We start from the raw sequence: 24610 nt of genomic DNA, 5'->3' as shown, positions 1-24610 counted from the left end.
GTCTTGATTTACTCCCGGTTCATGCTCTCATCCATTTGGGATGAAACATGGGTCTTTTCTTCATTAGTGACCTGCATTGGAACGAGTAAAAGTTCTTTTACCATGAAGGATACAAGCCACAACGTTTCCTTAGTGGACATCCCAGCCAGCGCAACTATCATCATTTACATCCATATCCATGATGGCGCCTCCTTGTATTAATATGTAGCAGGATTCCCTAACTGAATCAAATCTGTAATTTTATATTCATGCTCAAGACAATGTTTGGGGGTGCTCACAAGTTAGAAGGATCAGTTTATCCCTTGGCGAAACAAAGTGCCAATAAAACGACGACCACTAATCCCTCAATGATAGTTTATCATTAAATGATCAGTGGTCGTCGTTTTCATCTTTCAGGGTGTGTAGCAGCATATGCAAGTCTGTCCCAGACCTTTCTCTATTTGAATGAGACTTACTTTTTAAACTTCAAGGATTTACTTTCTAGCTTTTTGAAATCTAAACACATCTGCTTAAAGAATGGAAGATGTTTCACTGTCGTGTTCACATAGACCTTATTTGCCATAGTCGTAATTTTATCAAAATGGGAACGAATGTAATTAACCTCGTTCATTAACAATTGAAATTTAGGTAGGTTATTTTCCTTCTCAAATTCAAAGTCAACTGGTGTCCAATTATCAGCATTAACCGGAATCATATCATTGATGAGTAGAAAGCTGAGTGGAGAATCATCCCTCTTAGGATTATCCCAAATCTCAATTGCAATACGCTTGTTAATCTTCTTACCTTTCCTAGCCGTTTCCAACGGAGCAAAATATGTAAAAGCGCCAATACTAAAGACGATTCCCACATAAGGACGATGACTCTTGTTCCAGCGAACTCTATCATCAAACTTCCTTAGGTAGGTAATATAGTCACTGTTGATGTAAACTAATTCCACTTGCTCTCCCCCAAAATTTAGCAATAAAAAAAGGGCTGATGGCCAGCCCCTATCACACTAAAGTTCTCACTTACGGTAGAGAATCACCAATCTTAAAATTCACACTTACGGTAGTGAATCACCAATCTTAAAATTCTCACTCACGGTAGAGAATCACCAATCTTAAACACAATTAACGAGGAAGTATCTCTCTTCCTGTACACAATATACACGAATTTTAGCGAATTGTAAACCATTTAGCGTAACTGGAATCCACATACGCCAACATTGCTACGAGTATCAACGAGCTGTCGACGTGAGTAGAAATATTTAAGAATCCAACGGTCATCGCAGCAATCCTAAACAGACTGGTTCATCATTCCCATATCATTAAGATAACCAGTGAGCCGTACCGCTTAACACCGACAATTTGGCCGCCAAAAAAGGACATTTTTAAACCGCCTTTTTCCTACATTTTTGACCGCTATTGAGAGTCATGAGCTGATCAGCCATTCGGGGTGAATCATCTTGATTTACTTCCGGCTCATGCTCTCATCCATTTGGGATGAAGCATGGGCCTTTTCTACATTTAAACGATTCTCCAGCTCTACTCTCAACATTGGATATTGCATTTGAACGTCGAGTATTATATTCTGAAGGTTGTAAGCACCTCAAACTAACTCGACCGCGTTGGTAAGACAGCTATGTGGTTTTATTTTTCTAAACCGAAAGAAGGCTTCAAAATTGAATTCTGCCATAGGAGCTGTGATTGCTGTAATTATTTCCTCTGTAATCATCTCTCCATTACTCAATAGTACCCAAATCAACGCAAAATTCCATAATACTTTTGACTGGCGTAATGAATTATACCATTTTACAATTTCTCCGAGTCTAACTCAGAGTGATGTGCAAAAATTCCAGTCGCTCGTTTCACCCTTATCGGAATCAACAGAAGACCGACTTATCAATCTTCTTTGCCAACATCTCTTAGAAAAAGTGTCTGTAACGGACTACTTCATATACAAGGACGATGTACAAGACGTAGGCCGTCTTTTACTTAAATTGAATTGGTTAAAACACGGGACTGTCAGCGGACTTCGTTCACCGATGAAACTCCACTTGTACCCAAACTATATTCGAAATAAATATTTAGAGAACCTCATCTTCAACCTCATTGAAGATAAAATCAATCACATTGATGCTTCAATCATTAATAATGATGACGATTTTGTTGAGTCCACTGACAATTACAAAATTGGAATTAATGCTTTCTCCAATTTATGGTTCAAAAATTCCGTTGCATGGATTATCCTTGAATTTTTCATTTCACTTATTTTAGTGTCATCTCAATTAATTTCAGTAAATATTACGGCGAATACCCTCACAAGGATTGCCTTATTTATCGTTCCTGCCGTAGGAACTTTCATTGTCAGTTATCTGACTTATTCCTCTGACCAAAAAAAAGCTAAATCTGAAGTTGCAACAGTAATTAAAACACTCAACTGATAATCCAGTTGAGTGTTTTAATTTAATTCTTATTTATTCCCCAGAATACCGCACCGTCTGATGCTGAATACCAGCTTCCTCAAACGGGTCACCTACTGGTTCAAATCCTAATTCCTTATAGAAATCCATGGCCGTTAACTGGGCGTCCAGTTCCACGTGCGCGACGTCTGAGCGCTTGGCATCGTGGATGATCTGCTTGATCAATTCTGCCGCGTAGCCGTGCTTGCGTTGATCTTCTGCCGTGGCCACCCGCTGAATCTTCACCCGGTTACCAGCCAGCATGTCAATCCGGGCCGTCGTGACGGGTTCGTCATCAATGTAACCGACGTAGTGCATCTTGTCTTCGTCAGTTCCGTCCAGCTCATCCTTGGGATCAATCCCCTGTTCTTCAATGAACACGTCCTTACGCAGTTGCAAGGCGTCTTGGTATACGGGGTTCAATTTGCCCCAAGCCATTCTAATTTCCATTAACCTATCCATCCTCGCTTAATCTTTTTGGTTGTAGCTTAACACCTGAATATCGTCCGGCGTCAACAGGAGCTTTGTGACACTCCCATTGGCTGGCCGTTCGCTCAGGTCGTACTTGCCTTGGCCGTAACGTTCCATCAGGCTCAGCAGCGTGTTGCCGTGGCTGACCATCAAGACGTTATCGCCGTCTTTTAAATCGGTATTGTGGCGGATCAGGTCAAACGCTTGGTCCACCCGCGCCCAGTACTCTTGGTTATTTTCGGCTTGGCGGAATGGGTCGGCTTCCTTTAAGAAGTCCTTGGCCTTGCCAATCGAGTATTTTTCTTCAATCGCCTTAAACGACGGCACGCCATGCGGTGCACCTGCCACGTACCAGGCTTGCGCCATGTCCGTGCCTTCGTAGTAGCCGTAGAACTCTTCCCGGAAGAAAGCAGCGGTCGTCAATTGCGCAGCCGGTGCCGAGTGGTTAGCGGCCAAAATTGTCTTCGCCGTCTGTTCGGCCCGCGTCGTGTCACTGCAGTAAGCCGCACCAAACTGCACGTCCTGTAGCCGTTGGCCAGCGCCCTCAGCATCAGCGATCCCCGCCTCAGTCAGCGGCGAGTTGCTCCAGCCTTGCAGTTTATTATAGATGTTAAAATACGTTTGCCCATGACGGACCACGTACAGCGTGAGTTGTTTCGTCATATCTAAGTCACACCTTTCATCTGAATATACCTCTAGTGTACCAAAGAAAGCACGGTAGCGGTTACAATTTCGTAGTCTGACTTAAAGTTTTCCTAAACTTGCCGGCAAAACGGTTACGTCGGGGTGAAGTTTGATAGGATTAGGAAAATGTGACTACTAGGATAGGGTAGTTGGGATTGGTGCACTGGCGCTGTGTGACCTGATGGCTGAGAAACCGTGTGAATTCTAGGTTTGCAACTTAACGACTGTACCTGATCAGTATGTGTACAAGTGAGCATCACATATAATGGAAGAAACATAAACAAATTTGTTGCAAGTCACACTGCACCGCATCTTTTTGCACAGGTTTTCTACAACAATAGAACAGCAAAACAACATCCCCACCACCTCAACTACCAGTAACTAGCGGGCAGTCTGCCAGGTGAGCCGGAGGTGACCAGACAGAACCCCGTGTCGGTGGTTTTAGTCGAGTGATTTTCTCGACTTAGACCACGGCCGAGCTTGAAGCCTTACTCTTTTGGTAAGGCTTCAAGTCGCCCTGAAGACCGCTTCCCAGGCTTCAGGTCTGCCCCACAGGAGTGGCGTCTGGTCACCGGAGGCTCACCTGATCACCCTAACCAACACCCCATCGGCTCATGAACCAGACAACGTTGCCGCGCGCTACTCGGTGTTCCGGAGCGGCCAGCCGCCCATCCTGTGTCAGTGGCCTTTGACGAGTGGTGTTCTCGTCTTAGGTCACGGCCGAGTTTGACCCCTTACGCTCTTGGTAAGGGGTCAAACCGCCCTGAAGACCGCCCTGTGGCTTCAGGTCTGCCCCACAGGATGGGCGGCTGGCCACCGAGTAGCGCACAACCCAAAGTTATATGGTAGAATGAGACTACTTTATCCGTACATGAAGGAGCGAACGAACCGTGGAACGTTTCAAAAAAATATGGGCCAGAACCGGCACGCGCATGGGCTTTACCACCCTGCTAGTCGTCCTGTTCTGGCTAAAGACTTTACTCGCCTATTTCGTCGACTTCAAGTTGGGACTCAGTGATCCGTTTCAATTTCTGATTCTCCTCTTGAACCCGCTGGCCACAACGATTCTCCTGTTCGGCCTGGCGTTATATTTCAAACGAGCGCGCTTCTTCTACCCGTTTATCTTTCTCATCGACATTCTCAACAGCCTGTTGCTCTACATAAACGTCATCTACTTCCGTGAGTTCACGGACTTCATGACCGTTAGCACCATGCTGGGTTACTCCAAGGTCGACCAGGGACTCTCCGGGAGCTCACTGGCACTGACCTCGCCGCACGACATTTTCTTCTGGCTCGATCTAGTCGTCGTGCTGGCCCTACTGGCGACGCGGCGCATCTACATCGATCCGCGCCCGTTAAATAAGCGCGTCGGCTTTGCCGTAACGTCTAGCGCCCTCCTGTTGTTCACGGTCAACCTGACCATGGGCGAAATGGATCGGCCCCAGCTGTTAACGCGGACGTTTGACCGGACTTACCTGGTGAAGTACATGGGGCTCGACGCCTTCACCGTTTACGATGGCATCAAGTCGCAACACACCAGTGAACTGCGGTCGCACGCCAAAAAGTCTGAGCTCAGCGGTATTTTGAAATACGTGCATAAGAACTATGCCGCGCCAAATAAGCAGACTTACGGCATCGCCAAGGGCAAGAACGTGATTGTCATTCACCTGGAAAGTTTCCAGCAGTTCCTGATCAACAAGAAGATTAACGGTCAGGAGGTCACGCCATTCTTGAACAAGCTGTACAAGAGCAAGTCGACCTACAGCTTCGACAATTTCTTCCATGAAGTCGGCCAAGGAAAGACTTCCGACGCCGAAACCATGCTGGAAACCGGGACTTACGGCCTGCCACAGGGCTCGCTGTTTACCCAACTGGGGAACGACAACACCTTCCAGGCGGCACCGGCCATCTTCGACCAGGCCGGCTACAGCACCGCGGTCTTCCACGGGAACGTCGCCAGCTTCTGGAACCGGAGTAGCACCTACAAGAACCTGGGTTACCAGTACTTCTTCGACGCCAGTTACTACGATACGTCCGGTGACAAATCACTGGGATACGGACTCAAGGACAAACTATTGTTCCACGATTCCATCAAGTACCTGCAGCACCTGCAGCAGCCATTTTATGTGAAATACCTGACCGTAACCAATCACTTCCCGTTCACCTTGGACAGTGAGGATTCTAGCTTCAAGACGCCAAACACCGGGGATAAGACGGTCGATAACTACTTTAAGACCGCCCACTACCTCGACCAGTCCGTGAAGGAATTCTACGCCTACCTGAAGAAATCCGGCTTGGCGAAGAACTCGCTGATCATGATATATGGGGACCACTACGGTATTTCCAACTCCTCTAACAAGAGTTTGGCCAAGTTGCTCGGAGTCAATCCAGATGACTGGAACGATTACGACAACGCGCAACTCCAGCGGGTTCCGCTGATGTTTAACATGCCTGGCTACACCAAGGGGAAGGTCGACCACACCTATGGCGGTGAAATCGACGTGTTGCCAACCCTGATGCACCTGATGGGCATGAATACCAAGAAGTACATTCAGTTCGGGACCGACCTCTTCTCCAAGGAACACAATCCGGTCGTGGCTTTCCGGAACAGAGATTGGGTCAGTCCGGATTACACCTCGATTGACGGGACCATTTACAGCAATAAGACCAAGCAGGTCATTCAGCCGGATAAGAAATTGAAGGCGAAGATTGCGGCCATGCAAAAGCACGTCAACCAAGGGTTAAACTACTCCGACTCGTTGAACCAAAAGAACCTCCTGCGTTTCTTCCATCCGAAGGGCTTCAAGACCGTGGATCCGTCCGATTACAACTACTCTGACGGGCTCCAGAAGGAAGAGAAGATTGAGCAGAAGTTGGGGTTGAAGTCGACTAGCCTGTTCTCCCGGAATGGGGATAAGTCGACGCAACCGTTCTATAAGACGGATGCGCCCGAGTTAGGCCACAAGACCACCAACTCCAACCGAATCAAAATCACCAACCAAGATGACACTAGCGGGAAGTAGCTTCCCGCTCCACCTCCGAAATTTCTAGGAACTCCGCCTGTGGGGCGACCCTTTGAAGCCTGAGAACCGGTCTTCAAAGGCGACTTGAAACCTCACAAAAACCGTGAGTTTCCAAGATCGACCCGTGGTCTAAGATCGGAAAACCACCGATCTAAGGCCACCGACACAGGTCTGCGTTCCTAGAATTTCTCCGGCTCCGCGATGAAGCTACTTCCTCGCAGAGTCGTCGTTGCTGGGTGACTTACCTGGTTAGCGTGTGAATAATGATTTCTCTGAGCCGTCTACCCCTCACTACGATTGGGTAGACGGCTTTTTAGTTATCCGAATATTTTTCATCTTGTAAGGCCGGCAATTCACCGGCCAACACCACCGACACAGGGTTCCGTACCTAACCGTCTCCGGCTGAGATTGACCGTTCACTTCCAGCTTGCGTCACTGGTTACTGATGATTCAGTTGGCGTTCACAATCAAAAATGTCTCTCCGTTGTTGGGTGACTTACCTGATTAATACGCTACCAAAGATTTTTCATGAGTCGTCTATCCCATCACTGTGATTGGGATAGACGGCTTTTTGATTACTCATACAACTACAACCTAAATTTGGGGAACGGTAAGCTGGCAAGATTCGGCCAAATAAAGAAGCTGTCCGTTCAATCTACACGATTGCGCGAACAGCTTCTTTGATTTATATTGAATTTCTACTATTGTTAAGGTAGTTGTGGCGGCTAATTAGTTAAACATTAACTAAAGGTTGAAGATTAGAGAGCTATGGATAGGACGCCGGCGCCCCGTGAAGTGGTCTGTCGACGATCACCTCAATGTCCTGTTGAAGACCCAACCAAAACCGGAGGAGGGCAGAGATGGTGGTAGCTGTGTCGGAGGACCGCCCCTCAGGCCGCAGGCGGTCCCCATAGCAGCCGAAATCTCTGGCAGCCGCAGGTGGCAATTTCCATAAGTCTCTATTACATGATCCGCCGTGCCTATTTAGAACTCAGCGATGTGCTGCGCACTGGGCCGTGGAGGTTGGGGAAGAATTGCGTCATAATCGACCTTACCGCCACCGGTGCCTCGCCATAGCCCGTCGCAATCAGCGGTTGCTTACCGGGATACATCACGCCGTCGCCAATCGCGTAGATGCCGGCCACGTTGGTTGCCATGGTCGAGTCCACCGCAATCAATCGATGGTCTTCTGCCAGGTCGACGTCCCACGCCGCCAGAGCTCGATGATCCGCGGTGAAACCGTAGCTGACCACCAAATCATCAATATCTTCATGGACGATGGTGCCTTGCTCACCCACCTGCTTGAGTGTCACATCTAATCCAGTCGCTGTCTCCGCCAGCTCCCGAATCAAGTATGGCGTTTGGACCTTGACGCTGGACTGTTCCAGCAAATCAACCATGTGGGCCAACCCGCGGAACTGGTCGCGGCGGTGCAGTAGCGTGACGGATTTCGCCACCTGCTCGAGCATCAACGCCTGGTCAATCGCCGCGTCACCACCGCCAGCCACCATAACATTTTTGTCACGGAAGCGTTCCAAATCACGGACACTGTAAAATAAGTGCTTACCGGTCAACTCGTCCGCGTTGGCCACGTTCAGCTTACGCGGTGAAAAGGCCCCGTTACCGACCGCCACGATGATTGTCTTGGTCTGCGACGTGCCCTGCGGCGTGGTGACGGTAAATCCGTCCGCGTTGGCCGTCACGTTGGTCACCGCCTGCCCCGTCCTGATGGTCAACGGGAACTGGTCCAACTGCTTCTGCTGGTTGGCGATGAGGTCACGCCCCGTCACAGCGGGAAAGCCTGCAACGTCTAAAATGGTTTTCTCCGGATACAACGCGTTGACCTGGCCACCTAACTCGGCGAGGCTCTCAACCACCTGCGTTTTGGCCTTGTTCATGCCCGCGTAGAAGGCCGCAAACATGCCGGCAGGTCCGCCACCAATAATCGTAATGTCATAAGTTTCAGTCATTTTATCGCTCTCCATTTCAATTTTAAGGAGGTGGTCACCGTGAAACATCAACGTGGACTCACCATATTTTTAACAACTTTATTGGTTCTGGGAAGCTTGGTCGTCTGGTGGAATCACCGCTGGACCGTGCTCAATCACCTGCGCGTGCCCCAGACACGGACGGCCACCCTCTTCTTGCCGGGAACTCACGGCGCGTGGTTGTCGCTACGTAGCATGGTCACCAGTCTCGACCGCCCGGGAGTTGGCACCTTCGCCCTCACCGCTCGCGTCAGCTGGAACGGTCGGGTGACGTGGCAACAGCACCAGGCTGTCGCCGCCAACAACCCGCTGATTCCGGTAGTCTTTAAGGACAACACCCACCCGCAAAAGCAGGCCCGTCAGCTGGCGACCGTCTTAACGCAACTGCACCAGCGCTACGGGATTGACCGCGTTAATTTTGTCGGCCATTCTTCTGGCGGGACGATTGCCTACGACTACCTCAACAATGACGCGCCAGCCCCCGTTCGTGTGCACCGAATCGTCATGGTCGGAGCTGATTTTCCAGAACGAACCGCCCTACGCGGCCACTATCCCCAACTCCAAATTCTTAACTTGGCGGGAACCATCGGCCGGCTCGCCAACGACAGCGAGGTCCCGGTCAACACCGTTACCCCGCTGAAAGCCTTGGTGGCTGGCCACGTCGGTGGGTACCAATTTGCCACGTTTAACGGGCCCGTCTGGGATACGCAACATTCCCTGCTTCACGAAAATCCCGCGCTCGACGTGAAAATGATGCGCTACCTTTATCCGCCGAGCTGATTGCCCTTGAGGATGCGCTGGCCCTGGAGCGTGCGGGCCTCGCGCAAGCCCGCGTTGATCAGCACAAAGATGGCGACCCAGCCGATGGCAATCAGGACCCACTGCTGCAGATATAAAATATCTAATAGTGCAAACGGCGCGTTCCAATCCCAGATGGCGTGGAGCGCAATCGCCAGCAGGTAGAAGCGCAGGAATTTTGGCGCCACCATATTGCTACCGGTAACCGGTTGATGGCGTTCCTTGGCCAAAATAATTGCCGCACCCATGATGGCCGACCAAATCGTATGCGTGCCGATGGCTTGCCAACTCCGCATCAGGAGCGTCACCAGGCCGTACTGCCCCGTGTAGCCCGCCGTTTCAAAGACAGCAAATCCCGCACCAATGGCCGCACCAATCAGGAGGCCATTGAAGATGTAATTTAAATGGAACCGGTTGATGAAGTACGCAATCACCAGCATCTTAGCAGTTTCTTCAATGAAGCCGACAATCAGCGCCGACTCCCACGACGTACCGTTTCCCGACGGAATCAGGGAGTACAGAATCATCGTCGCAATCAGCGACAGGATGCCGCCGACCAGGAAAACCGTCATCAGCTGGAACACGGAGATATTTTGAAACACGTTCATTTCAAAGAAGAGGATCAACAGCGCAAACGGCACCGTCAACGAGCCAATGAAAATCATCCCGGGAACCGCGTTGTTACTGCGAAAGACCAAGAACAACATGGCGAGCAGAAAGAAGCTGGCGCCCAGCACGCCAAAGACCCGCGAGAACAGCCACGGTTTGACTGGCGCCGCCGAAACGGCTTCCAGTGAGGGCGTAGTTTCTTTGGTGCCGACGATAAACAGGGCTTCGGCATCGTCTAAATCGTGGTGCTTGAAGACCTCCGAGAACATTTGGAACAGGTGAATCTCCACCACCTTGTTCTCCCCCGTCCACTCGTTCATTTCCTTGGTGGCGTCGTCTAGGAGGTGATTGTGATACTCGAAATGTTTCCTGATGGGCTTACTGCCTTCCTTAGCCATAGCGGCCTCCTTACTTTATCTTTTTAAATTCGGCTTTGATTGCGCCTCCGGGCTGGTGAAAATGAGACCGGATCGCTGTGGGCGACCGCCTGGAGCCTAAGTGCGGTCTCCGAGCTTACTTTGAGCCTCTAGCGAGTCTCAAAGGTATCAATTGTCTAAGCGGCAAAAGACGCCGCTAAGACAATTCCCACGGCTTGGCTCATTTTCACCAGCCCTGCGGCTCACATCGGTTTAAACCATAAAGAAATGATCGACGTGGTTTTTCTTCTTGTGGTTCATTTTTCCCTTGTTATCGCGTACGTTAAGCTTACTTTTCATTAGCATCAATTATAGCTGGTCGGCAAATTCCGCAATTTTCGACTCAAAATTCCAGCCGCCAGAAAAAAACTTTACTAAATTTAGATTACCACTTAACCCCGTCGAACCACAATAAATTCCGGAAATTTGGCGAATTTGAAAGTGTACGTAAATCGCTTTACCTCAGTCTTTGTTCGTCCCCGAAATGAGTGCGCTTTCATTTTCAACTTCTGCCTTCTATCTTACCCTGAACCCACAAATGCTTCAACTTGGTGACTGACTGAGCTTGCTAAATGTAACCAGTTACATTATAGTTAAAGCAGGCTCTAAAGCTTAAATCTTGATCAAAAGGGAGACACGCTTATCATGGCAAAACGTAAAATGATTTTGGACTTGGATACTGGGATTGACGATTCTCTTGCAATTGCTTACGCATTAGGTGCACCTGATGTTGACTTAATCGGGATCATGGGATCCTACGGTAACGTCATCGTCGAAGAGGGTGGCAAGAACGCATTGAAGATTTTGGAACTGTTGGGTCACACCGACATCCCCGTATACTTAGGCGAAAGTCACTCTTCAACTTCTGACCACTTCGACCGGATGGAAGTTAGTGCAAACATTCACGGTCAAAATGGGATTGGTGAAGTTGAATTGCCAGAACCTACGCGATCAATTGAAAAAGAATCCGCCGTTGATTTCTTAATCGAATCAGCTCACAAATACGGCAAAGATTTGACCTTGGTCCCAACTGGTCCAATGACCAACCTGGCCGCTGCCTTGAAGAAGGCCCCAGAAATCGCCAACGAAATTGGCAACATGACTTTCATGGGTGGTGCCTTAACCATGCCTGGGAACGTCACGGCCTACGCTGAAGCCAACATCAACCAAGATGCTGAAGCTGCCAACGCTGTCTTGACTAGCCCACTCCACTCAACGATGGTTGGCCTGGATGTCACGCTGCGGACCCTCTTAACCAAGAAGGAAACCAAGAAGTGGCGTGAATTAGGCACTGTTGCCGGTGAAAAATTCGCTGACATCGTGGACTACTACATCGAAGCCTACAAGCAATTCAATGACAACTTAGGTGGCTGTGCTTTGCATGACCCACTGGCTGTTGGGGTTGCTTTGGACCCTAGCTTCGTTACGACGATTGACTTGAACATGGTTGTTAACTACAACAAAGAAACTTACGGCCGGACAATCGGTGATGACAACCGCTTGAACGAACCTACTAACGTCAAGGTTTCCGTCATGGTTGACAAGGACCGTTACCTCAAGGTCTTCATGGAATACCTGACTGCTTTATTCAAAGCTAACAAGTAAACAATTTTGAAAGCATCGGCTGCGGCTGGTGCTTTTTTCTTTTGGAGAGTGGGACGAAAGGCGGTTTGCTGGTGAGCATTAAGGCTGGTAGCCGAATAATCCCGGGCTTGGATTGTTTGGCTATCAGTTTTAAGCTGAGCCGGCTGCCTTTCGTTCCACGATTCAGCAATATAACGTTGGTGATTCCGTTCCATCGCCTGCGGCTGCCAGAGATTCCGGCTGCTGTGGGGACCGCCTGCGGCCTGAGGTACGGTCCTCCGGCTCGGTTTGAAGCCTGAAAAATCGTCAGTCTCCAAACGTGTCCCACGGCGTAACCTGAGTAGATCACTCAGCTAACGCCGTCGACACAGCTGCCTCCATCTCTGTCCTCCTCCGGTTCAGAATGCGTTCTAACAACTATAGTGTTATAAAATGTTATTCCAGCGATAGCCAGCGTTTAGTCATCGACTCACTCAATGTAGGCGTGAGTGAACCAAATTTAGGCTCAACCGTGGGATTTTCCATGCAGTCTATCTTGGAAAATGGCGACTTTGAAACGCGCACTTGGCGGTTCAAAGCGAGCTGAAAGACCGCTTCCCAGGCTTTCGGCGTCCTCCCCACAGCGTTCCAGCCTAAATTTGGCTCACGGTAAGCCGGCAGATTACCACAACACTGAGATAACTCCATTAAAAAAGGCCATGACGACAATCGTCATGACCTTCTTAGTTTCTCTAAATTTAGCTTACTGAAAGCGTGTGGTCGTTCACAACCAACGCGCGCAACGCTTCATTATGACTTGTAGTTAAAGTTGTTGATCATCGTCGTGACAGCGGTGTTCGTGTATTGCGTTGCGTATTGTTTCTTTTGCGCAGCGGTCAACGAATCCGTGTTATTGAAGATGTCTGTGTATTCCTTTTGCATGGCTGGCTTCACGTACTTCTTTGCGTATGCGGAAGCTGGACTAGTCTTCGTCTTGGTATACGTGTACGTCTTCCCAGTAGTTGCCAGGCGCCGTGCTAATTTCGTCCCAGTCACCTTGGTGCTAAAGGTCGTGCTGGTCTTCTTGGTCAGCTTAAAGGTGTATGCCTTCTTCGTCAAGGACGTGGTCGTCTTGTTGTTGGTCGTCTTAAATTCAATCAGCTTGTACTTCGTGGTCAACGTCCGCTTGTTCTTGCTGACCTTAATCGAAGTTGGCACACCGTACTTGACGTTGGCATTCTTACCGTTGAAGTCGCCAAAAATCAGCAGGGTCCCGGTCTTACCATTCGACTTATAAGTCTTAAAGTAAAACGCCGTCTTTGACTTCGCACTCTTGTAATAACGCTTCAAGTCAGTGTTCGTAAACGTTGGCTTGGCCTTGGTGCTGGCACTAGCCACACTAGGTGCCGCGATGCCACCCAGGGTACCCGCTGCAAGGACTACTAATCCAAGTTTTACCATCAAACGTTTCATAACCATAATCCTCCTTAAGATTTATGCTATACACATTTTATACTGCCAGTTTGTCTATGAAATTGCAAGCGCTACCTTCCCTATCCCAACAATTCTGGGAAGGTTTGTTCAAGATATGCCGCAACTCCCGCCTCATTATTAGACTTTGGTGTGATATGGTTGGCAGCTTCCTTCACAGCTGGTTGGCCATTCACCATGGCCACACCGTCCCCGGCCGCCTTGATCATCCCTAAGTCGTTTTCTGCATCGCCGAAGGTCATCAGATTGCTAAAGTCCCAGCCGAAGTGCGTCAACAGTTGGCCCAATCCCACGGCCTTGTCCATGTCCGCAGCCAGGAATTCCAAAATCTTCGGCTGTGACCGGACCACGTGATACAGGTCATGCATTTTCGGCGTTAATTTCGCAACGACAGCATCCAAGACGGCTGGATCGGTCGCCATGACTGCCTTACTAAACAGATGGTCCGGCAAGTCAGCGAACGCGGTCGGCGTGAAGGTCATCGGCGCCTTCAACATCTGCTGGTAAACGGATGGCGTCAGGTCGGCGACGGGGTAAACCTGTTCAAAGTCCAAGACGTCCAGGGGGTACCCATTTTCCGCCGCAAACTCATGTAGCGGTTGAAAATCGGTGCGACTCAAGCCACTCTGGGCCAGCGCGTCCTTCGTCGTGTTCTGAATCACTAGCGCACCATTGAAGGTAATCGTGTAGTCTTCCGCCGTGGTCAAGCCCAATTGTTCCAGGTAACCCCAGATGGCATTGATCGGCCGGCCGGTACATAGCACGACCTTGATGCCCGCCGTATGCAGCTTGCGTAATGCCGCCGCGTTGGCTTCACTGATGGTTTTATCCGTATTGAGTAACGTCTCGTCTAAGTCGAGCGCAATCATTTTTATCATTCGTTGTTGGCCTCCGTAATTTTTCCTTATGCCCCTAGTTTACACGTAACGGCCTGTGAAATAAACCACTAATGGGACAAAAGGTCCTGACACATGAGGCCAACAATTTGTTGATTTTCCGGCAAATCCGCGTGATTGGCGTTCGCGCCCGTCACCGTAATCTGCGTGAAACCCTTAACCTGATCTTGGAAAATGTACTTCCCACGGTTCACGCTGTCGAAGGGCACGATGCCATCCCCGGTGAACGTCTTACTGCCGGCAATCGAGTAGACGACTAGCTGGCGTGGCAGGTGTTGGCGGTTGGCCGTTAGCCGCTTAAACAGCGGCGTATCCACGTCCGGATCCTTTTCCTCCAGGTTAAATGGCGACGCAATCGTCATTAAGCGATTCGCCGTGACTGTCTTTTGATCAAGGCTATCCTCCATGAAGAGGGTCAGAATGAGACCGCCATTGGAGTGCCCCATCGCCGAGAAATGATTGAATTTATACGTCTTCTGTAGCGCGTTAAAGGCCAGGGCAAACCACTTGGCTTGTTTTAAAATATTTTGATAGCCATCATTGTGATTTTGAAAGCCAACGACGATGAATGGATGCTCATCCCCCGGGCGAATGCTGCCCGTGTAGACCAATTGACCGTTCGTCTTGACTTCCACCCGCAAAAGGCTGTGGCTACTTTTTGTCTCGTGATTGAGTTCCGTGACCAACGCGTTGAACCGGTTCTGCGTCGCACTCGAGCCGGGGACCAGAAAGACGGGGGCCAGCAACGTTTGATAGTGGTCGCGCACTTCGCTCCGCTGTTGTGGCCGCCAGAGAAATCCTGGTAGGCACAACAGAATGATGACGCTCACGACCCCAATGAATCCCCATGTAAATTTACGCTTCATCGGGCAACACCTCCCCGTCCAATTGAGCTTGGGCCTGACAATGCCATTTCACAAATGGATAGTAAATGGCTGTGCTGATCAGTAGGTCCACGACGCCGAGGCCGAGTGCCACCCAACTACCGCCCGTTCCCAGGTAGGCTAAGAAGGGGCCCGGTGTCCCGGTCAATAGCGGATAGGCCACGGCCGGCACCCAGGCCAGACGGATACACAACCAACTGACGCTGATGCAGGCCAGCGGCGCTAGGATAAACGGAATCCCCAACACTGGGCTCAAAATTACAGGAATCCCGACCATGAGGGGCGCCCCGAAGTTACCGATGGTCGGCACCAGACTCAGCCAGGCCACCTGCCGGGATTGCTGGTGCGCGTGAACCAACAACATGGCCAACAATAAGCCCAGCAGCATGCCGGTGCCACCAAAATTAGCATAGACGTCAATCACCGTGTGGGGCGTCAACGGGTGCGGCAGGTGCCACCCCGGATGATTGAGCACGGCTTCCAAATTTTGTGCCGTCGCCACGGTTTGGCCGCCAATGGTGGTGGACCCCAGTGCTCCCAACCACGCGTACACACTATTTAAAGCACTATAACCAAATAGGCCCAATATGAAATGCGGTAACCGAAACGGCCACTGAATAGCACTGACGAACGCGGCGTTGAGGCTAGCGGTCTGCGTCGTGGTCCAAATCAGGCCCAAGGCAGCCATGCCCATCAACCAACCACTCGTCAACAGCAACGGCGCCGTCAAGTCAGCTTCCTTTTGCCGGTTCAACAGCCACCGATAGCTATTGCCAATCAGGAGGCCCACCAAGAGACCCATTAGAATGCCTTGCAATCCCAGGTTAGCGGACACCCACTTGATTGGTCGTAGGCTCAATACCGACGCGCGACTCACATTGAAAAATTTCAGACTGATTACGGCCGTAATCCCGGCCATTAACCGATTCGTGGTCTGGCGAGTCACGGGCACAACTAGATAATAGCTCACGGCAAAGGCCATCAAAATAGCCGCCAGTCCGAGTGTCCCCGCACTGACCAGTCGCAGGTACTGCCGCAGAACTCTCACCTGAAACAGCCATTTAGCCACGTGAAGCGTTTGGTAGTAGTACCCCGATTGCTGTAACCAGGCCTGGTCAAAGAAATTTGCGAGACTGCCTAAAAGAATGATTGGAAAAATCAACCGGAGTGACTGCCGAATGGCGGCCACTTGCCGGTTGCGTTGAAAGCTGACTTCAAGCTTGATTAAGTGGCTCCCCAACCACCCATTTTCATTTTGCACGGCCCTCACCCCCATTGCGACCATTGTAGCCCTCTACCCAGTCGCTGACACGGTTGGGCCTTCGGTTAGGCAAGCCGGCCACTTAATCCAGCCACCGGTCGATCTGGTTGAGGACGGCACCGGCCTCATTGGTATCGCTGGTCTGTTGCGGACTCCCCGCCAGAACTTCCGGCGCGGCGTTGGCCACCGCAAACCCTTGACCGACCTCACGGAGCATGGCTAAATCATTACCAGAGTCACCAAAGGCCGCCATCTGGCCGGAACCAATTTGCCACCGATCGCCCAGGTACTGGAGCGCCGCGGCCTTGTTCACGCCTGGTAGCGTCACGTTCATGCCACCCAGACCACTACTGGTCGCCACTAAGTTTCCCACGAAACGGCGATTGAAAGCCGCCACCTGGGGCACAATATCCGTTTTCAACCAAGTTAAATCTAATTTGAGAATGCTATCGGTCACCGTGTTTAAGTCGTCCACGTGCGTCAGACTGGGATAGAACACCCGTGACTCCTGGAAACGCTGACCGGCCGCCGGCAACTGCGTGTAAGCTTTCTTCCAGCCACATGCAATCACAAAACAGCCAGTCATTAGTGGCGTCCGCCGAATCCAGTTGGTGGCCGCCTGCCAGCGCGCTGGCGCGATGGCGGCACACTGCAAGACTTGCCCGGTCGCCTGCGCAATCAGCGCGCCATCCTCCACCACGTAGGTAATCGTGGCGCGGTTCTTCAGTGGGGCAAACAACTCCTGGGCGTGATCCAGCGGGTCCCCGGTGGTCACGACAAACCGTATCTGGCGGGCCTGCATTTTCGCCAATTGCTGGTCAAACCGGTGCGCATCATAACGCCCCACGCCATCCAAAAAAGTGCCATCCAAATCCGTTGCAATCAACCGCGGTCTCACGTCACCCATCTCCCCTTCGTAAAGCTAACTTGCACCCATCATACCTGGCTGGGAGGCGGTGCGCAACGATAATCTCTTATAAATATAATCATAAGAATTGCAGTGGCCAATTGTGGTGGGGCGGCGATTTCATTTTTCACGCGCGTTCACTGAGAAATAAAAATGTTTATCTATGACTGATTGTTTTAAATAAATGTTGACAGTTATCGTAAACATCTGTACACTAAATTCCATTGGAGGTCTGTCCCATGAACTTACAAAATCTGTCCCTCATCGAAATTGAACAGGGTTGGCACCTAAAGGCCAACGCCTACGTCTGTAACTACTGTCAAACCAGCTTTGCCACCGACCAGGTATTTCCAGATGGCGACCAGTTTTATCCGGCTCTCCAAATGGTCCAACGCCACGTGGCGCAAGTCCATCCGGATGCCGTCCACCTGCTGATCAACGACGCTAGTAAGTACAACACCCTAACGGCCAAGCAGCGCGAGCTTTTAGCCGCCTTTAGCACGGGCCAAAAGGACGCCGACATTGCCGAGGCAACCGGGGTCGCGGCTGCTACCGTTCGTCACCAGAAATTCACCTTCCGCGAGAAAGCAAAGCAAGCCAAGCTGTACCTGGCCGTCTACGACCAAGTCTTCAATCAACCCGCCGTGCCCGACACGCTGATCAGCTTGCCAGATCAGGCGGGACCCGAAGACGCGCGCTTTGCCATTACCACCAGTGAATACCACCAACTCGTGGCCAAATATTTCACGACCACGGATCCGTTGCGGCTGGCCCGGTGGCCGAAACATCAGAAGGCCATCTTAGCCATTTTAAAACGCCTCACGGCAGAGATTCCGTTGGGCGAGCACTTCACCGAAGTTGGCCTCAACCAAATTTTAAAGCCCATCTATCCCGACTTCCCCCTGTTGCGTCGCTACCTGGTCGACTACGACTTCGTGCAACGGACGAACGACGGAACCGATTACTGGCGCAACCCAAGCTATAAGGAGTAACCCATGAACAAGAAAGAAATCATCCAGCAATACAAGGCCACGCCCACCTTCTACGGCGTCATTCAAATCAAGAATGACCAGACGGGCCAAACATTTATCGATGTTGCCCCGAACCTGCACAACCGCTGGGGCTATTACCAAACGAATCTGAACGGTAATTTTTACCACGACACCGCGCTTCAAGACGACTGGAACACCTTGGGCGCCGAACACTTCAGCTACTCGGTGCTGTGGAAAAAGGACGCCACCGATGTCGTGAATTTACGCCACAAGCTACGCGATCTCAAGGCGGAATGGCTGGAAAAATGTCAGCCCGCTTACAACCAACATTAAAGGAGTTTCCTATGACCACACTGAACATACACCAGACGCCCATCGACCAGACGACTTGGCCGCGGCGTGAATACTTTTACTACTTCACCAAGATGATGCCGACCGGTTTCACCCTGAACGTCGACCTTGACGTGACTGCCACCAAGGAATGGCTGGCGGCGCGGCAATTCAAGTTCAACGCCGCCTACCTGTACCTGGTCTCAAAAGTCATCGCTCAGTTACCTGAGTTCCGGATCAGTCGAACCGACGACGGCCAGCTGGTCCGTTACGACGTGCTCCACCCGTCCTATTCGGTCATGCACGCCGACGACCATACCATTTCGAGCCTCTGGACGGCCTACGATGCCAACTTTAACCGCTTCTACGAAAACTACCTGGCGGACCAAAAACAATTCGGTGACGCCCACACGCCCATGCCCCAGGCACCGCAAAGCGCCAACACCTACATGATTGGCAGCATCCCCTGGACACACTTTGCCAGCTACACGCCACTACCATTCGCGCCGCTGAACACCTTTTTCCCCGTGGTTCAGGCCGGTAAGTTTGTCAATGAAGCCGGTCGCTGGCAAATGCCCCTCTCCGTGACGATCCATCACGCGGTGGCGGACGGGTATCACGTGAGCCAGTTCTTCGAGCGCTTGCAGGCGGCTTTTGACCACCCGGACGAGTGGTTTGAACTGTAGGTAATAGTGTGTCACCAGTTGCCTCCGAGGTGGTGTTTCATTTATCAACTGGTTTTCCACATTAGTCCAATCTAAAACAGGCCATCGACCGGCTCCCTGAGAGCTTACGTCAATGGCCTGTTTTATTGGCTTTAGACTTGGTTTACTGCTTCGTGTCCGCCGCCGGTTTTCTTAGTTGGTGTTCAATCAATTACCTATTCCTCACGCTTCTGTGCAGCTGTCAACGCCTGGTGGTATTTTGCATCGTATCGCAACCAAAAATCTGCTGGCACGTATTCCGGTGAGACGTTCCCTTGCTCAGCGAGTTGCGTTGCGGAGATACCTTGCACGTTCATGAATTCTTTCAAGGAGCCCCCTGGGGCAACGGGTTCGCTTGACTCGTATTGATATATTTTAACTGTCACAACCAGTCCTCGCTTTCATTTGTGAGCACCCCACAGTTAGGCTTTCACTCACCCATCATACCGGTTCATCCCCCCAATAGATAGCAAATACCCCAACAACCAGATCACCCCTAAAGTAGTTCTGTCCAAAAATAAAAAGACCTCATTGCCATTTCGGCAACAACGTCTTTCACCTGTGAATCTAGCTAGCCATACTACTAAAGCTGTACGCGTATTTCATTAATGATTGGGTCTCCGTGAACTCATTTTCATCGTGCAAGACGACGGTAATGACCCGGTGCTTGCCCGCCATCTGACCGGTTCCCACGAAGCAGTAATCAGCGAGTGGCGTGTAGCCAGTCTTCAAGCCGTCCACTTTCAAGGAAGCTTGGTAGTACTTCCGACCGGACAACATATTGTTATAATTGTAGCAAAGTTGACCGTCCACGTACTTGGAGCCAACCGAACCGTCCGTCAAAATTTGCGGATAGTCCTGGATCAAGTGCCGCGCAATCAAGGCAACGTCCTTCGCAGAAACCATGTTGGCGTTGGCGCTCCCGTAGGAATAACCATACGTCTTCAAGTCGCTATTTTCCAACCCGGAGGCGGAAACGAAACTGGCCTTGCCCAAGTTCCAGCTCTTGGCCTGTGCGTTCATTTGTTGGATAAATTTCGCATTACTGCCGGCAACCCACTTGCCCAAGGCGATGGCGGCGTTGTTGGAAGAATCCAGCAAAGCGGCGTCATACAGCTGCTTAACCGTGTACTTGTGACCCGTCTGGAAGACGAAGCCCCCACAAGCCGAACTCTTACTCATGGCGATCAGGCCCTTACTGCTGGTGTCGACGACTTGATTCCAGGCCGTGGCGCTACCGTCAACCTTTTTCAAAACCAGGTACAGCGTCATCAATTTGGAAACGGAAGCGATTGGCCGCGCCGTGTTGGCACTCTTGGACCAAACCGCTTTCCCAGTCGTGTAGTCCATCGCAATCGCATTCTTAGCGTATTTCAAACTAAACGCCTTGCCCTTGGTCAGGTAGCCGTGCCAAACCCACCCCTTAACCGTGCCGCCACTATTAGAAACATAATAGTAGATGCCCTTGGTATTGCCGTGCTGCAAAGTTGCCTTTTGTGTGGCGTACCAAGTGGTGTTGGGATACGTCTTCAGAGCGGCGATTTTCTTCGTATGCGTCTGATTATAAATGGCACCGGCCGTGCTCGTCTTGTGGTAAGCCGTCTTGGTCATGTTACTCGTCGAAACCGTGGTGTAGCTAGCAGCTTGCGCGGTCACTTGCATGCTCATGCCAGCACCCAGGGTAAACACAAACACCAAGGCCAACACGAGCCAGGTCGTTTTTCCAGATTTTCTCATTATGTAGTCCTCTCCTCATTAGAAACGTTCACTAGTTACCCTAACATGTAAAATGCCCGTGCCACAAGGGTTAGGTGTGATTTGTAACTTACTTGTTGGGGACGTAACTTGGTCGTAATCCACAGGTTAGACGTTGAACAACTTCGTTCCTTAACTAGTTAATTATGGTTGGCTGGCGGCTTACTGTTCGCCAAATTGAGGCTGGAACGCTGTGGGTAGGACGCCATTCCCCAAGAAAATCCCACGGTCGAGCCTAAATTTGCGAACTTACGCCTGCATTGTTGGATTTCCAATATATAGTCAGCGACTCCAACCGTATCAGCAGTTGACCGCCTCCTCGTTGCAAACCTGGCTAGTATTTTTAGATAGCTAAAAGGCTCAATTGGTAAGGGCAGATGCCTTCACTAACTGAGCCTTTGGAATGTAGGAAACCAATTCAAGTTGATTATCCCAATATATGTTGCTGATTAGGCCAATATGAGCCGCAGGGCTGGGGGAAATGAGCCAAGCCGTGGGAATTCCCTTAGTGACGGGTCTTGTCACTTAGGGAATTGGTATCTTTGAGCCTCGGGTTAAGAGGCTCAAAGTAAGCCTGGAGACCGCCCTCCGGCTCCGGGCGTCCGCCCACAGCGATCCGGTCTCATTTCCCCCAGCCCGGAGGCGCAATGAATGGCCTAATCGTTCATGCTGCTGAAGCTGTAAGCGTGATCCATCAAAGACTTCGTTTCCGTAAACTCATTTTCATCATGCAACACAACCGTGATAACCCGGTGCTTGCCACTCTTCTGGCCAGTCCCGACGAAACAGTAGCCGGCCAGCGGCGTGTACCCCGTCTTCAAGCCATCGACCTTAAGTGAGGCGCGGTAGTATTTCCGCCCCTTCAAGAGGTTGTTGTAGTTGTGGCAAACCTGGCCGTTGACCTTCATCGAGCCAATCTTGCCGTCCTTTAAAATCCGGGGATAGCTGGTGATTAAGTGACGGGCAATAATGGCCACGTCCTTAGCAGAAACCTTGTTAGCGTTAGCGCTCCCGTAAGCGTAGCCGTACCGCCGCAGGTCACTGTTTTCCAACCCGGAGGCGGATACAAAGTGGGCCTTGCCTAATTTCCAGGCTTTTGCTTGCGCGTTCATTTTCTGAATGAACTTGCCGTTACTGCCACTGACCCATTTGCCCAGCGCGATGGCCGAATTGTTCGAGGAATCCAGAAAGGCCGCGTAGTACAGTTGCTTGACCGTGTAGCTGTGGTTCAATTTGAAATGAAAACCGCCACAATCAGCGCTCCGACTCATGGAAACCAAGCCGCTACTGGTAATCTTAACCTTGTGATTCCAGTTGCTGGTCTTACCATCAACCTTCTTCAGGGCCAGGTACAACGTCATCAATTTGGAAACGGACGCGATGGGCCGCGCCGTGTTGCCGTTCTTAGACCAAACAACCTTGCCAGTCTTGGCATCCATCGCCACGGCCGCCTTCGCCTTAGTCAAGACAAACGGTGCCTTGCCTTTCTTCAGGTAGCCATGCCAGATCCAGCCTTTGACGCTGTTCTTGCTATTCTGCACGTAGAAGTAAGTGCCCGTCGACTTGCCGTGCTTCAACGTCGCCTGCTTCGTGGCGTACCAAGTCGTGTGCGGGTGCGTCGTTAGGTTACTGACCTTACGCGTGTGGGTCTTGTTGTAAATGGCCCCTTTGCTGGCCTTCTTGTGATAAGCCGTCTTCTTAATGGTTTTGGTACTGACCGTCTTATAGGCTGATGCAGCGTTCGCAGGAACGACTGCACTAACAGTTCCACCAACCGTTAAGGCAATGGCAAACGCCATCAGGCCGCGTTTCATATGTACTTTACTCATGAGTTGAATCCTTCCTATCTTTTAATCATTCAGTGAACCAACTATTAGAATAGCACTCTTGGTTAACGCCGAATAGTGCATTCTGCCATTTTAGATGGTGAAATCAGCCCCGTAACGAAACTGTAAAAAACGTTTCCATCCTGAATAAATCAGCGACTAGGGACGATTATTTTGGGCAATGGTTGCATTTACCCGCCAAATTAGTTACGCTAGAGTCAATCAAATACGACTGGGGTGCCTCGCGGCTGAGATTAAACCCATTGAACCTGCTCTGGTTAATACCAGCGAAGGGATGCGTACTTTTATGCTGTCAATGAACCCCACTAAGCAATTTTCTTAGTGGGGATTTTTTTCGTTAGATTCCCCTGTCAAAAAAATTCTAGGAGGCATCTGGTTATGAAAGCTTGGCATATTAGAGATATTATTTTAGTTACGATTTTAGCTATTTTTATGGGCGTTATCTTCTGGGTCATTAATCCCGTTTACACGTTATTGGCGGCCGCACTGGCGCCGTTTGGTCTTCAACCCTTGGCAAATGAACTGTTGTTGGGTATCTGGGTCATGGCGGGGCCCCTTGCCGGCTTTATCATTCGGATTCCCGGCGCCGCAACCTTGGGCGAATTTCTCGGGGCCGTCGTCGAAATGTTCTTGGGTGGTATCTGGGGTGCAAGCACACTGATTTCCGGCGCCGTCCAAGGTTTGGGGGCCGAAATTGGTTTCGCCGCAACCCGGTACAAGCGTTATGACTGGGTAACGTTGGTCTTAACTGCGCTGACCACCACAATTGTCACCTTCACCTGGGATCTGGTTCGGAGTGGGTATTCAGCTTATCACTTCGGCTTTCTGGTCCTGCTGTTCGCTGTGCGGTTCTGCTCGGTCTTCCTCTTCGGCGGCGTCCTGACGAAGCTAATCACGAACCTGTTAGCCCGCGCGCACGTCTTACCTAACGTGAAATAACACCAGAAGCTTAGACTGCGGACTGCATCCGTTCCCGGCGGCGAGTTCAAGGTGCCCTGCTGTGGGGCCGGCTCCGGCCTGAGGGACGGTCCTGCACCTCGACTTGAAGACTCACTTAGAACCGTGAATCTCCAAGGTCGTCCCATGGCCTAAGCCGAGCAAACCACTCGGCTAATGCCATCGACACAGCTGGGCACCTTGACTCGCCTCTGGTCACTCACGTGGGTGGTTTAAGTTTTTCTGGTGGTGTGCCTGACGTTAGTCTCCTTTTCTTCTGCCTGTCTGGTTAACTGTGTTACGGCAACGTTAGTATCAGCAAGTATCCTGTACGTGGCGCTAACCGCTACGTGATTCCTGACTTTTCCTTGGTCAGGAATCGGCTATGGGACACCAACTTAATTGCTTGCTAGTAAAAAGGATCTCTAGCACAACAACTTAGTCATGACTGTGGCAAAGCAACTGCAGGGTTTCAGCCGAACTCACCCAACCACCAATAATCGGTGGTAGCCTGGACTCCGTCCCACCAACGTGGCTGGTTAACACCATATCAGCCGATAGGGCGGTGGCAATATGCTCAGCCGGGGGAATTATCTTATCGGTGGGTTGTGCCGA

At 50.8% G+C, this 24610-nt stretch carries 23 protein-coding genes and 1 riboswitch; of the genes, 9 read left to right on the top strand and 14 right to left on the bottom strand.

Going from position 1 to position 24610, the window contains the following annotated elements; genetic code table 11:
* Positions 1–8: 8 nt before the first annotated feature.
* Positions 9–164, bottom strand: coding sequence for a hypothetical protein (locus tag EKM99_RS15725; RefSeq protein ID WP_164511494.1), 156 nt, complete (start codon positions 162–164; stop codon positions 9–11).
* A 287-nt stretch (positions 165–451) separates the two neighbouring features.
* Positions 452–937 carry a type III toxin-antitoxin system ToxN/AbiQ family toxin gene (locus tag EKM99_RS02540; protein WP_164511493.1) on the bottom strand — a complete coding sequence of 162 codons (486 nt, stop codon included), beginning with the start codon at positions 935–937 and terminating at the stop codon, positions 452–454.
* Positions 938–1242: 305 nt separating this feature from the next.
* Between EKM99_RS02540 and EKM99_RS15960 the strand changes: the two genes are divergently transcribed.
* Together EKM99_RS15960 and EKM99_RS02535 are read left to right on the top strand one after the other, a co-directional pair.
* Positions 1243–1407 carry an ATP-binding protein gene (locus EKM99_RS15960; RefSeq protein ID WP_225419761.1) on the top strand — a complete coding sequence of 55 codons (165 nt, stop codon included), beginning with the start codon at positions 1243–1245 and terminating at the stop codon, positions 1405–1407.
* A 253-nt stretch (positions 1408–1660) separates the two neighbouring features.
* Positions 1661–2422, top strand: a complete 762-nt coding sequence (locus EKM99_RS02535; RefSeq protein WP_125580617.1) for a hypothetical protein — start codon at positions 1661–1663, stop codon at positions 2420–2422.
* Positions 2423–2455: 33 nt separating this feature from the next.
* On the opposite strand, the gene EKM99_RS02530 is transcribed toward EKM99_RS02535, so the two are convergent.
* Both EKM99_RS02530 and EKM99_RS02525 read right to left on the bottom strand, forming a co-directional pair.
* A complete protein-coding gene (locus tag EKM99_RS02530) occupies positions 2456–2890 on the bottom strand; it encodes a GNAT family N-acetyltransferase (RefSeq protein ID WP_125580615.1) in 435 nt (144 codons plus the stop codon).
* Positions 2891–2908: 18 nt separating this feature from the next.
* On the bottom strand, positions 2909–3574 hold the full coding sequence (locus EKM99_RS02525) for a histidine phosphatase family protein (RefSeq protein ID WP_125580613.1): 666 nt from the start codon (positions 3572–3574) through the stop codon (positions 2909–2911).
* A gap of 953 nt (positions 3575–4527) precedes the next feature.
* Between EKM99_RS02525 and EKM99_RS02520 the strand changes: the two genes are divergently transcribed.
* Positions 4528–6618 carry an LTA synthase family protein gene (locus EKM99_RS02520; protein WP_125580749.1) on the top strand — a complete coding sequence of 697 codons (2091 nt, stop codon included), beginning with the start codon at positions 4528–4530 and terminating at the stop codon, positions 6616–6618.
* A 980-nt stretch (positions 6619–7598) separates the two neighbouring features.
* On the opposite strand, the gene EKM99_RS02515 is transcribed toward EKM99_RS02520, so the two are convergent.
* Positions 7599–8588, bottom strand: a complete 990-nt coding sequence (locus EKM99_RS02515) for an NAD(P)/FAD-dependent oxidoreductase (protein ID WP_125580611.1) — start codon at positions 8586–8588, stop codon at positions 7599–7601.
* A gap of 39 nt (positions 8589–8627) precedes the next feature.
* Here EKM99_RS02515 and EKM99_RS02510 point away from each other — a divergent pair, with 39 nt between their 5' ends.
* Complete coding sequence (locus EKM99_RS02510) at positions 8628–9386, top strand: alpha/beta fold hydrolase (protein WP_125580609.1); 759 nt, start codon at positions 8628–8630, stop codon at positions 9384–9386.
* Here the strand turns inward: EKM99_RS02510 and EKM99_RS02505 are convergent.
* A complete protein-coding gene (locus EKM99_RS02505; RefSeq protein ID WP_125580607.1) occupies positions 9371–10411 on the bottom strand; it encodes a PrsW family intramembrane metalloprotease in 1041 nt (346 codons plus the stop codon). The genes EKM99_RS02510 and EKM99_RS02505 overlap by 16 nt on opposite strands.
* A 663-nt stretch (positions 10412–11074) precedes the next feature.
* On the opposite strand from EKM99_RS02505, the gene EKM99_RS02500 reads away from it, so the two are divergent.
* Positions 11075–12034, top strand: a complete 960-nt coding sequence (locus tag EKM99_RS02500; RefSeq protein WP_125580605.1) for a nucleoside hydrolase — start codon at positions 11075–11077, stop codon at positions 12032–12034.
* Positions 12035–12802: 768 nt separating this feature from the next.
* Here EKM99_RS02500 and EKM99_RS02495 read toward each other — a convergent pair.
* The 5 genes from EKM99_RS02495 to EKM99_RS02475 all read right to left on the bottom strand — a co-directional run bounded on the left by EKM99_RS02495 (position 12803) and on the right by EKM99_RS02475 (position 17431).
* Positions 12803–13465: a hypothetical protein gene (locus tag EKM99_RS02495; protein WP_125580603.1), complete on the bottom strand. Its 663-nt coding sequence runs from the start codon at positions 13463–13465 to the stop codon at positions 12803–12805.
* Between the two features lie 80 nt (positions 13466–13545).
* Positions 13546–14361: a Cof-type HAD-IIB family hydrolase gene (locus tag EKM99_RS02490; protein WP_125580601.1), complete on the bottom strand. Its 816-nt coding sequence runs from the start codon at positions 14359–14361 to the stop codon at positions 13546–13548.
* 68 nt (positions 14362–14429) lie between these two features.
* A complete protein-coding gene (locus EKM99_RS02485) occupies positions 14430–15245 on the bottom strand; it encodes an alpha/beta hydrolase (protein ID WP_125580599.1) in 816 nt (271 codons plus the stop codon).
* Positions 15235–16524: a PTS transporter subunit EIIC gene (locus EKM99_RS02480; RefSeq protein ID WP_225419756.1), complete on the bottom strand. Its 1290-nt coding sequence runs from the start codon at positions 16522–16524 to the stop codon at positions 15235–15237. The genes EKM99_RS02485 and EKM99_RS02480 overlap by 11 nt, the downstream gene beginning before the upstream one ends.
* An 82-nt stretch (positions 16525–16606) precedes the next feature.
* Positions 16607–17431, bottom strand: coding sequence for an HAD-IIB family hydrolase (locus EKM99_RS02475; RefSeq protein ID WP_125580597.1), 825 nt, complete (start codon positions 17429–17431; stop codon positions 16607–16609).
* Positions 17432–17670: 239 nt separating this feature from the next.
* Between EKM99_RS02475 and EKM99_RS02470 the strand changes: the two genes are divergently transcribed.
* Genes EKM99_RS02470 through EKM99_RS02460 form a run of 3 tightly spaced genes read left to right on the top strand, consistent with a single transcriptional unit; the run spans position 17671 to position 19439 of the window.
* Entirely contained in the window at positions 17671–18423 is a 753-nt protein-coding gene (locus tag EKM99_RS02470; RefSeq protein ID WP_125580595.1) for a DUF2087 domain-containing protein, read from the top strand.
* A gap of 3 nt (positions 18424–18426) precedes the next feature.
* Complete coding sequence (locus EKM99_RS02465) at positions 18427–18756, top strand: GIY-YIG nuclease family protein (protein ID WP_125580593.1); 330 nt, start codon at positions 18427–18429, stop codon at positions 18754–18756.
* Positions 18757–18767: 11 nt separating this feature from the next.
* Complete coding sequence (locus tag EKM99_RS02460) at positions 18768–19439, top strand: chloramphenicol acetyltransferase (protein WP_125580591.1); 672 nt, start codon at positions 18768–18770, stop codon at positions 19437–19439.
* Between the two features lie 194 nt (positions 19440–19633).
* Here EKM99_RS02460 and EKM99_RS02455 read toward each other — a convergent pair whose 3' ends face one another.
* The 3 genes from EKM99_RS02455 to EKM99_RS02445 all read right to left on the bottom strand — a co-directional run bounded on the left by EKM99_RS02455 (position 19634) and on the right by EKM99_RS02445 (position 23041).
* Positions 19634–19843 (bottom strand): hypothetical protein, encoded by a 210-nt coding sequence (locus EKM99_RS02455; protein WP_125580589.1) that lies wholly within the window; start codon positions 19841–19843, stop codon positions 19634–19636.
* 181 nt (positions 19844–20024) lie between these two features.
* Positions 20025–21194 (bottom strand): serine hydrolase, encoded by a 1170-nt coding sequence (locus tag EKM99_RS02450; RefSeq protein ID WP_125580587.1) that lies wholly within the window; start codon positions 21192–21194, stop codon positions 20025–20027.
* Between the two features lie 674 nt (positions 21195–21868).
* Positions 21869–23041, bottom strand: coding sequence for a D-alanyl-D-alanine carboxypeptidase family protein (locus tag EKM99_RS02445; protein WP_125580585.1), 1173 nt, complete (start codon positions 23039–23041; stop codon positions 21869–21871).
* Positions 23042–23261: 220 nt separating this feature from the next.
* Positions 23262–23351: riboswitch (TPP riboswitch) on the top strand.
* Between the two features lie 86 nt (positions 23352–23437).
* Here EKM99_RS02445 and EKM99_RS02440 point away from each other — a divergent pair.
* The gene (locus EKM99_RS02440; RefSeq protein ID WP_125580583.1) at positions 23438–23998 is read left to right on the top strand and encodes an ECF transporter S component; all 561 of its coding nucleotides are present in this window, start codon (positions 23438–23440) and stop codon (positions 23996–23998) included.
* Positions 23999–24610: the final 612 nt, after the last annotated feature.

The sequence above is a fragment of the Levilactobacillus cerevisiae genome, from assembly GCF_003946245.1.
Lineage (GTDB): Bacteria > Bacillota > Bacilli > Lactobacillales > Lactobacillaceae > Levilactobacillus > Levilactobacillus cerevisiae.
This window is presented reverse-complemented; position numbering and strand designations above follow the sequence as displayed.

Bases quoted from the DNA above. Each gene is read 5' to 3' on its own strand.
- EKM99_RS02500 (WP_125580605.1), top strand. From the start codon at position 11,075: ATGGCAAAACGTAAAATGATTTTGGACTTGGATACTGGGATTGACGAT.
- EKM99_RS02530 (WP_125580615.1), bottom strand. From the start codon at position 2,890: ATGGAAATTAGAATGGCTTGGGGCAAATTGAACCCCGTATACCAAGAC.
- EKM99_RS02520 (WP_125580749.1), top strand. From the start codon at position 4,528: ATGGGCTTTACCACCCTGCTAGTCGTCCTGTTCTGGCTAAAGACTTTA.
- EKM99_RS02465 (WP_125580593.1), top strand. From the start codon at position 18,427: ATGAACAAGAAAGAAATCATCCAGCAATACAAGGCCACGCCCACCTTC.
- EKM99_RS02525 (WP_125580613.1), bottom strand. From the start codon at position 3,574: ATGACGAAACAACTCACGCTGTACGTGGTCCGTCATGGGCAAACGTAT.
- EKM99_RS02460 (WP_125580591.1), top strand. From the start codon at position 18,768: ATGACCACACTGAACATACACCAGACGCCCATCGACCAGACGACTTGG.
- EKM99_RS02485 (WP_125580599.1), bottom strand. From the start codon at position 15,245: ATGAAGCGTAAATTTACATGGGGATTCATTGGGGTCGTGAGCGTCATC.
- EKM99_RS15725 (WP_164511494.1), bottom strand. From the start codon at position 164: ATGATGATAGTTGCGCTGGCTGGGATGTCCACTAAGGAAACGTTGTGG.
- EKM99_RS02495 (WP_125580603.1), bottom strand. From the start codon at position 13,465: ATGAAACGTTTGATGGTAAAACTTGGATTAGTAGTCCTTGCAGCGGGT.
- EKM99_RS02450 (WP_125580587.1), bottom strand. From the start codon at position 21,194: ATGAGAAAATCTGGAAAAACGACCTGGCTCGTGTTGGCCTTGGTGTTT.
- EKM99_RS02515 (WP_125580611.1), bottom strand. From the start codon at position 8,588: ATGACTGAAACTTATGACATTACGATTATTGGTGGCGGACCTGCCGGC.
- EKM99_RS02470 (WP_125580595.1), top strand. From the start codon at position 17,671: ATGAACTTACAAAATCTGTCCCTCATCGAAATTGAACAGGGTTGGCAC.
- EKM99_RS02475 (WP_125580597.1), bottom strand. From the start codon at position 17,431: ATGGGTGACGTGAGACCGCGGTTGATTGCAACGGATTTGGATGGCACT.
- EKM99_RS02440 (WP_125580583.1), top strand. From the start codon at position 23,438: ATGAAAGCTTGGCATATTAGAGATATTATTTTAGTTACGATTTTAGCT.
- EKM99_RS02445 (WP_125580585.1), bottom strand. From the start codon at position 23,041: ATGAGTAAAGTACATATGAAACGCGGCCTGATGGCGTTTGCCATTGCC.
- EKM99_RS02505 (WP_125580607.1), bottom strand. From the start codon at position 10,411: ATGGCTAAGGAAGGCAGTAAGCCCATCAGGAAACATTTCGAGTATCAC.
- EKM99_RS02490 (WP_125580601.1), bottom strand. From the start codon at position 14,361: ATGATAAAAATGATTGCGCTCGACTTAGACGAGACGTTACTCAATACG.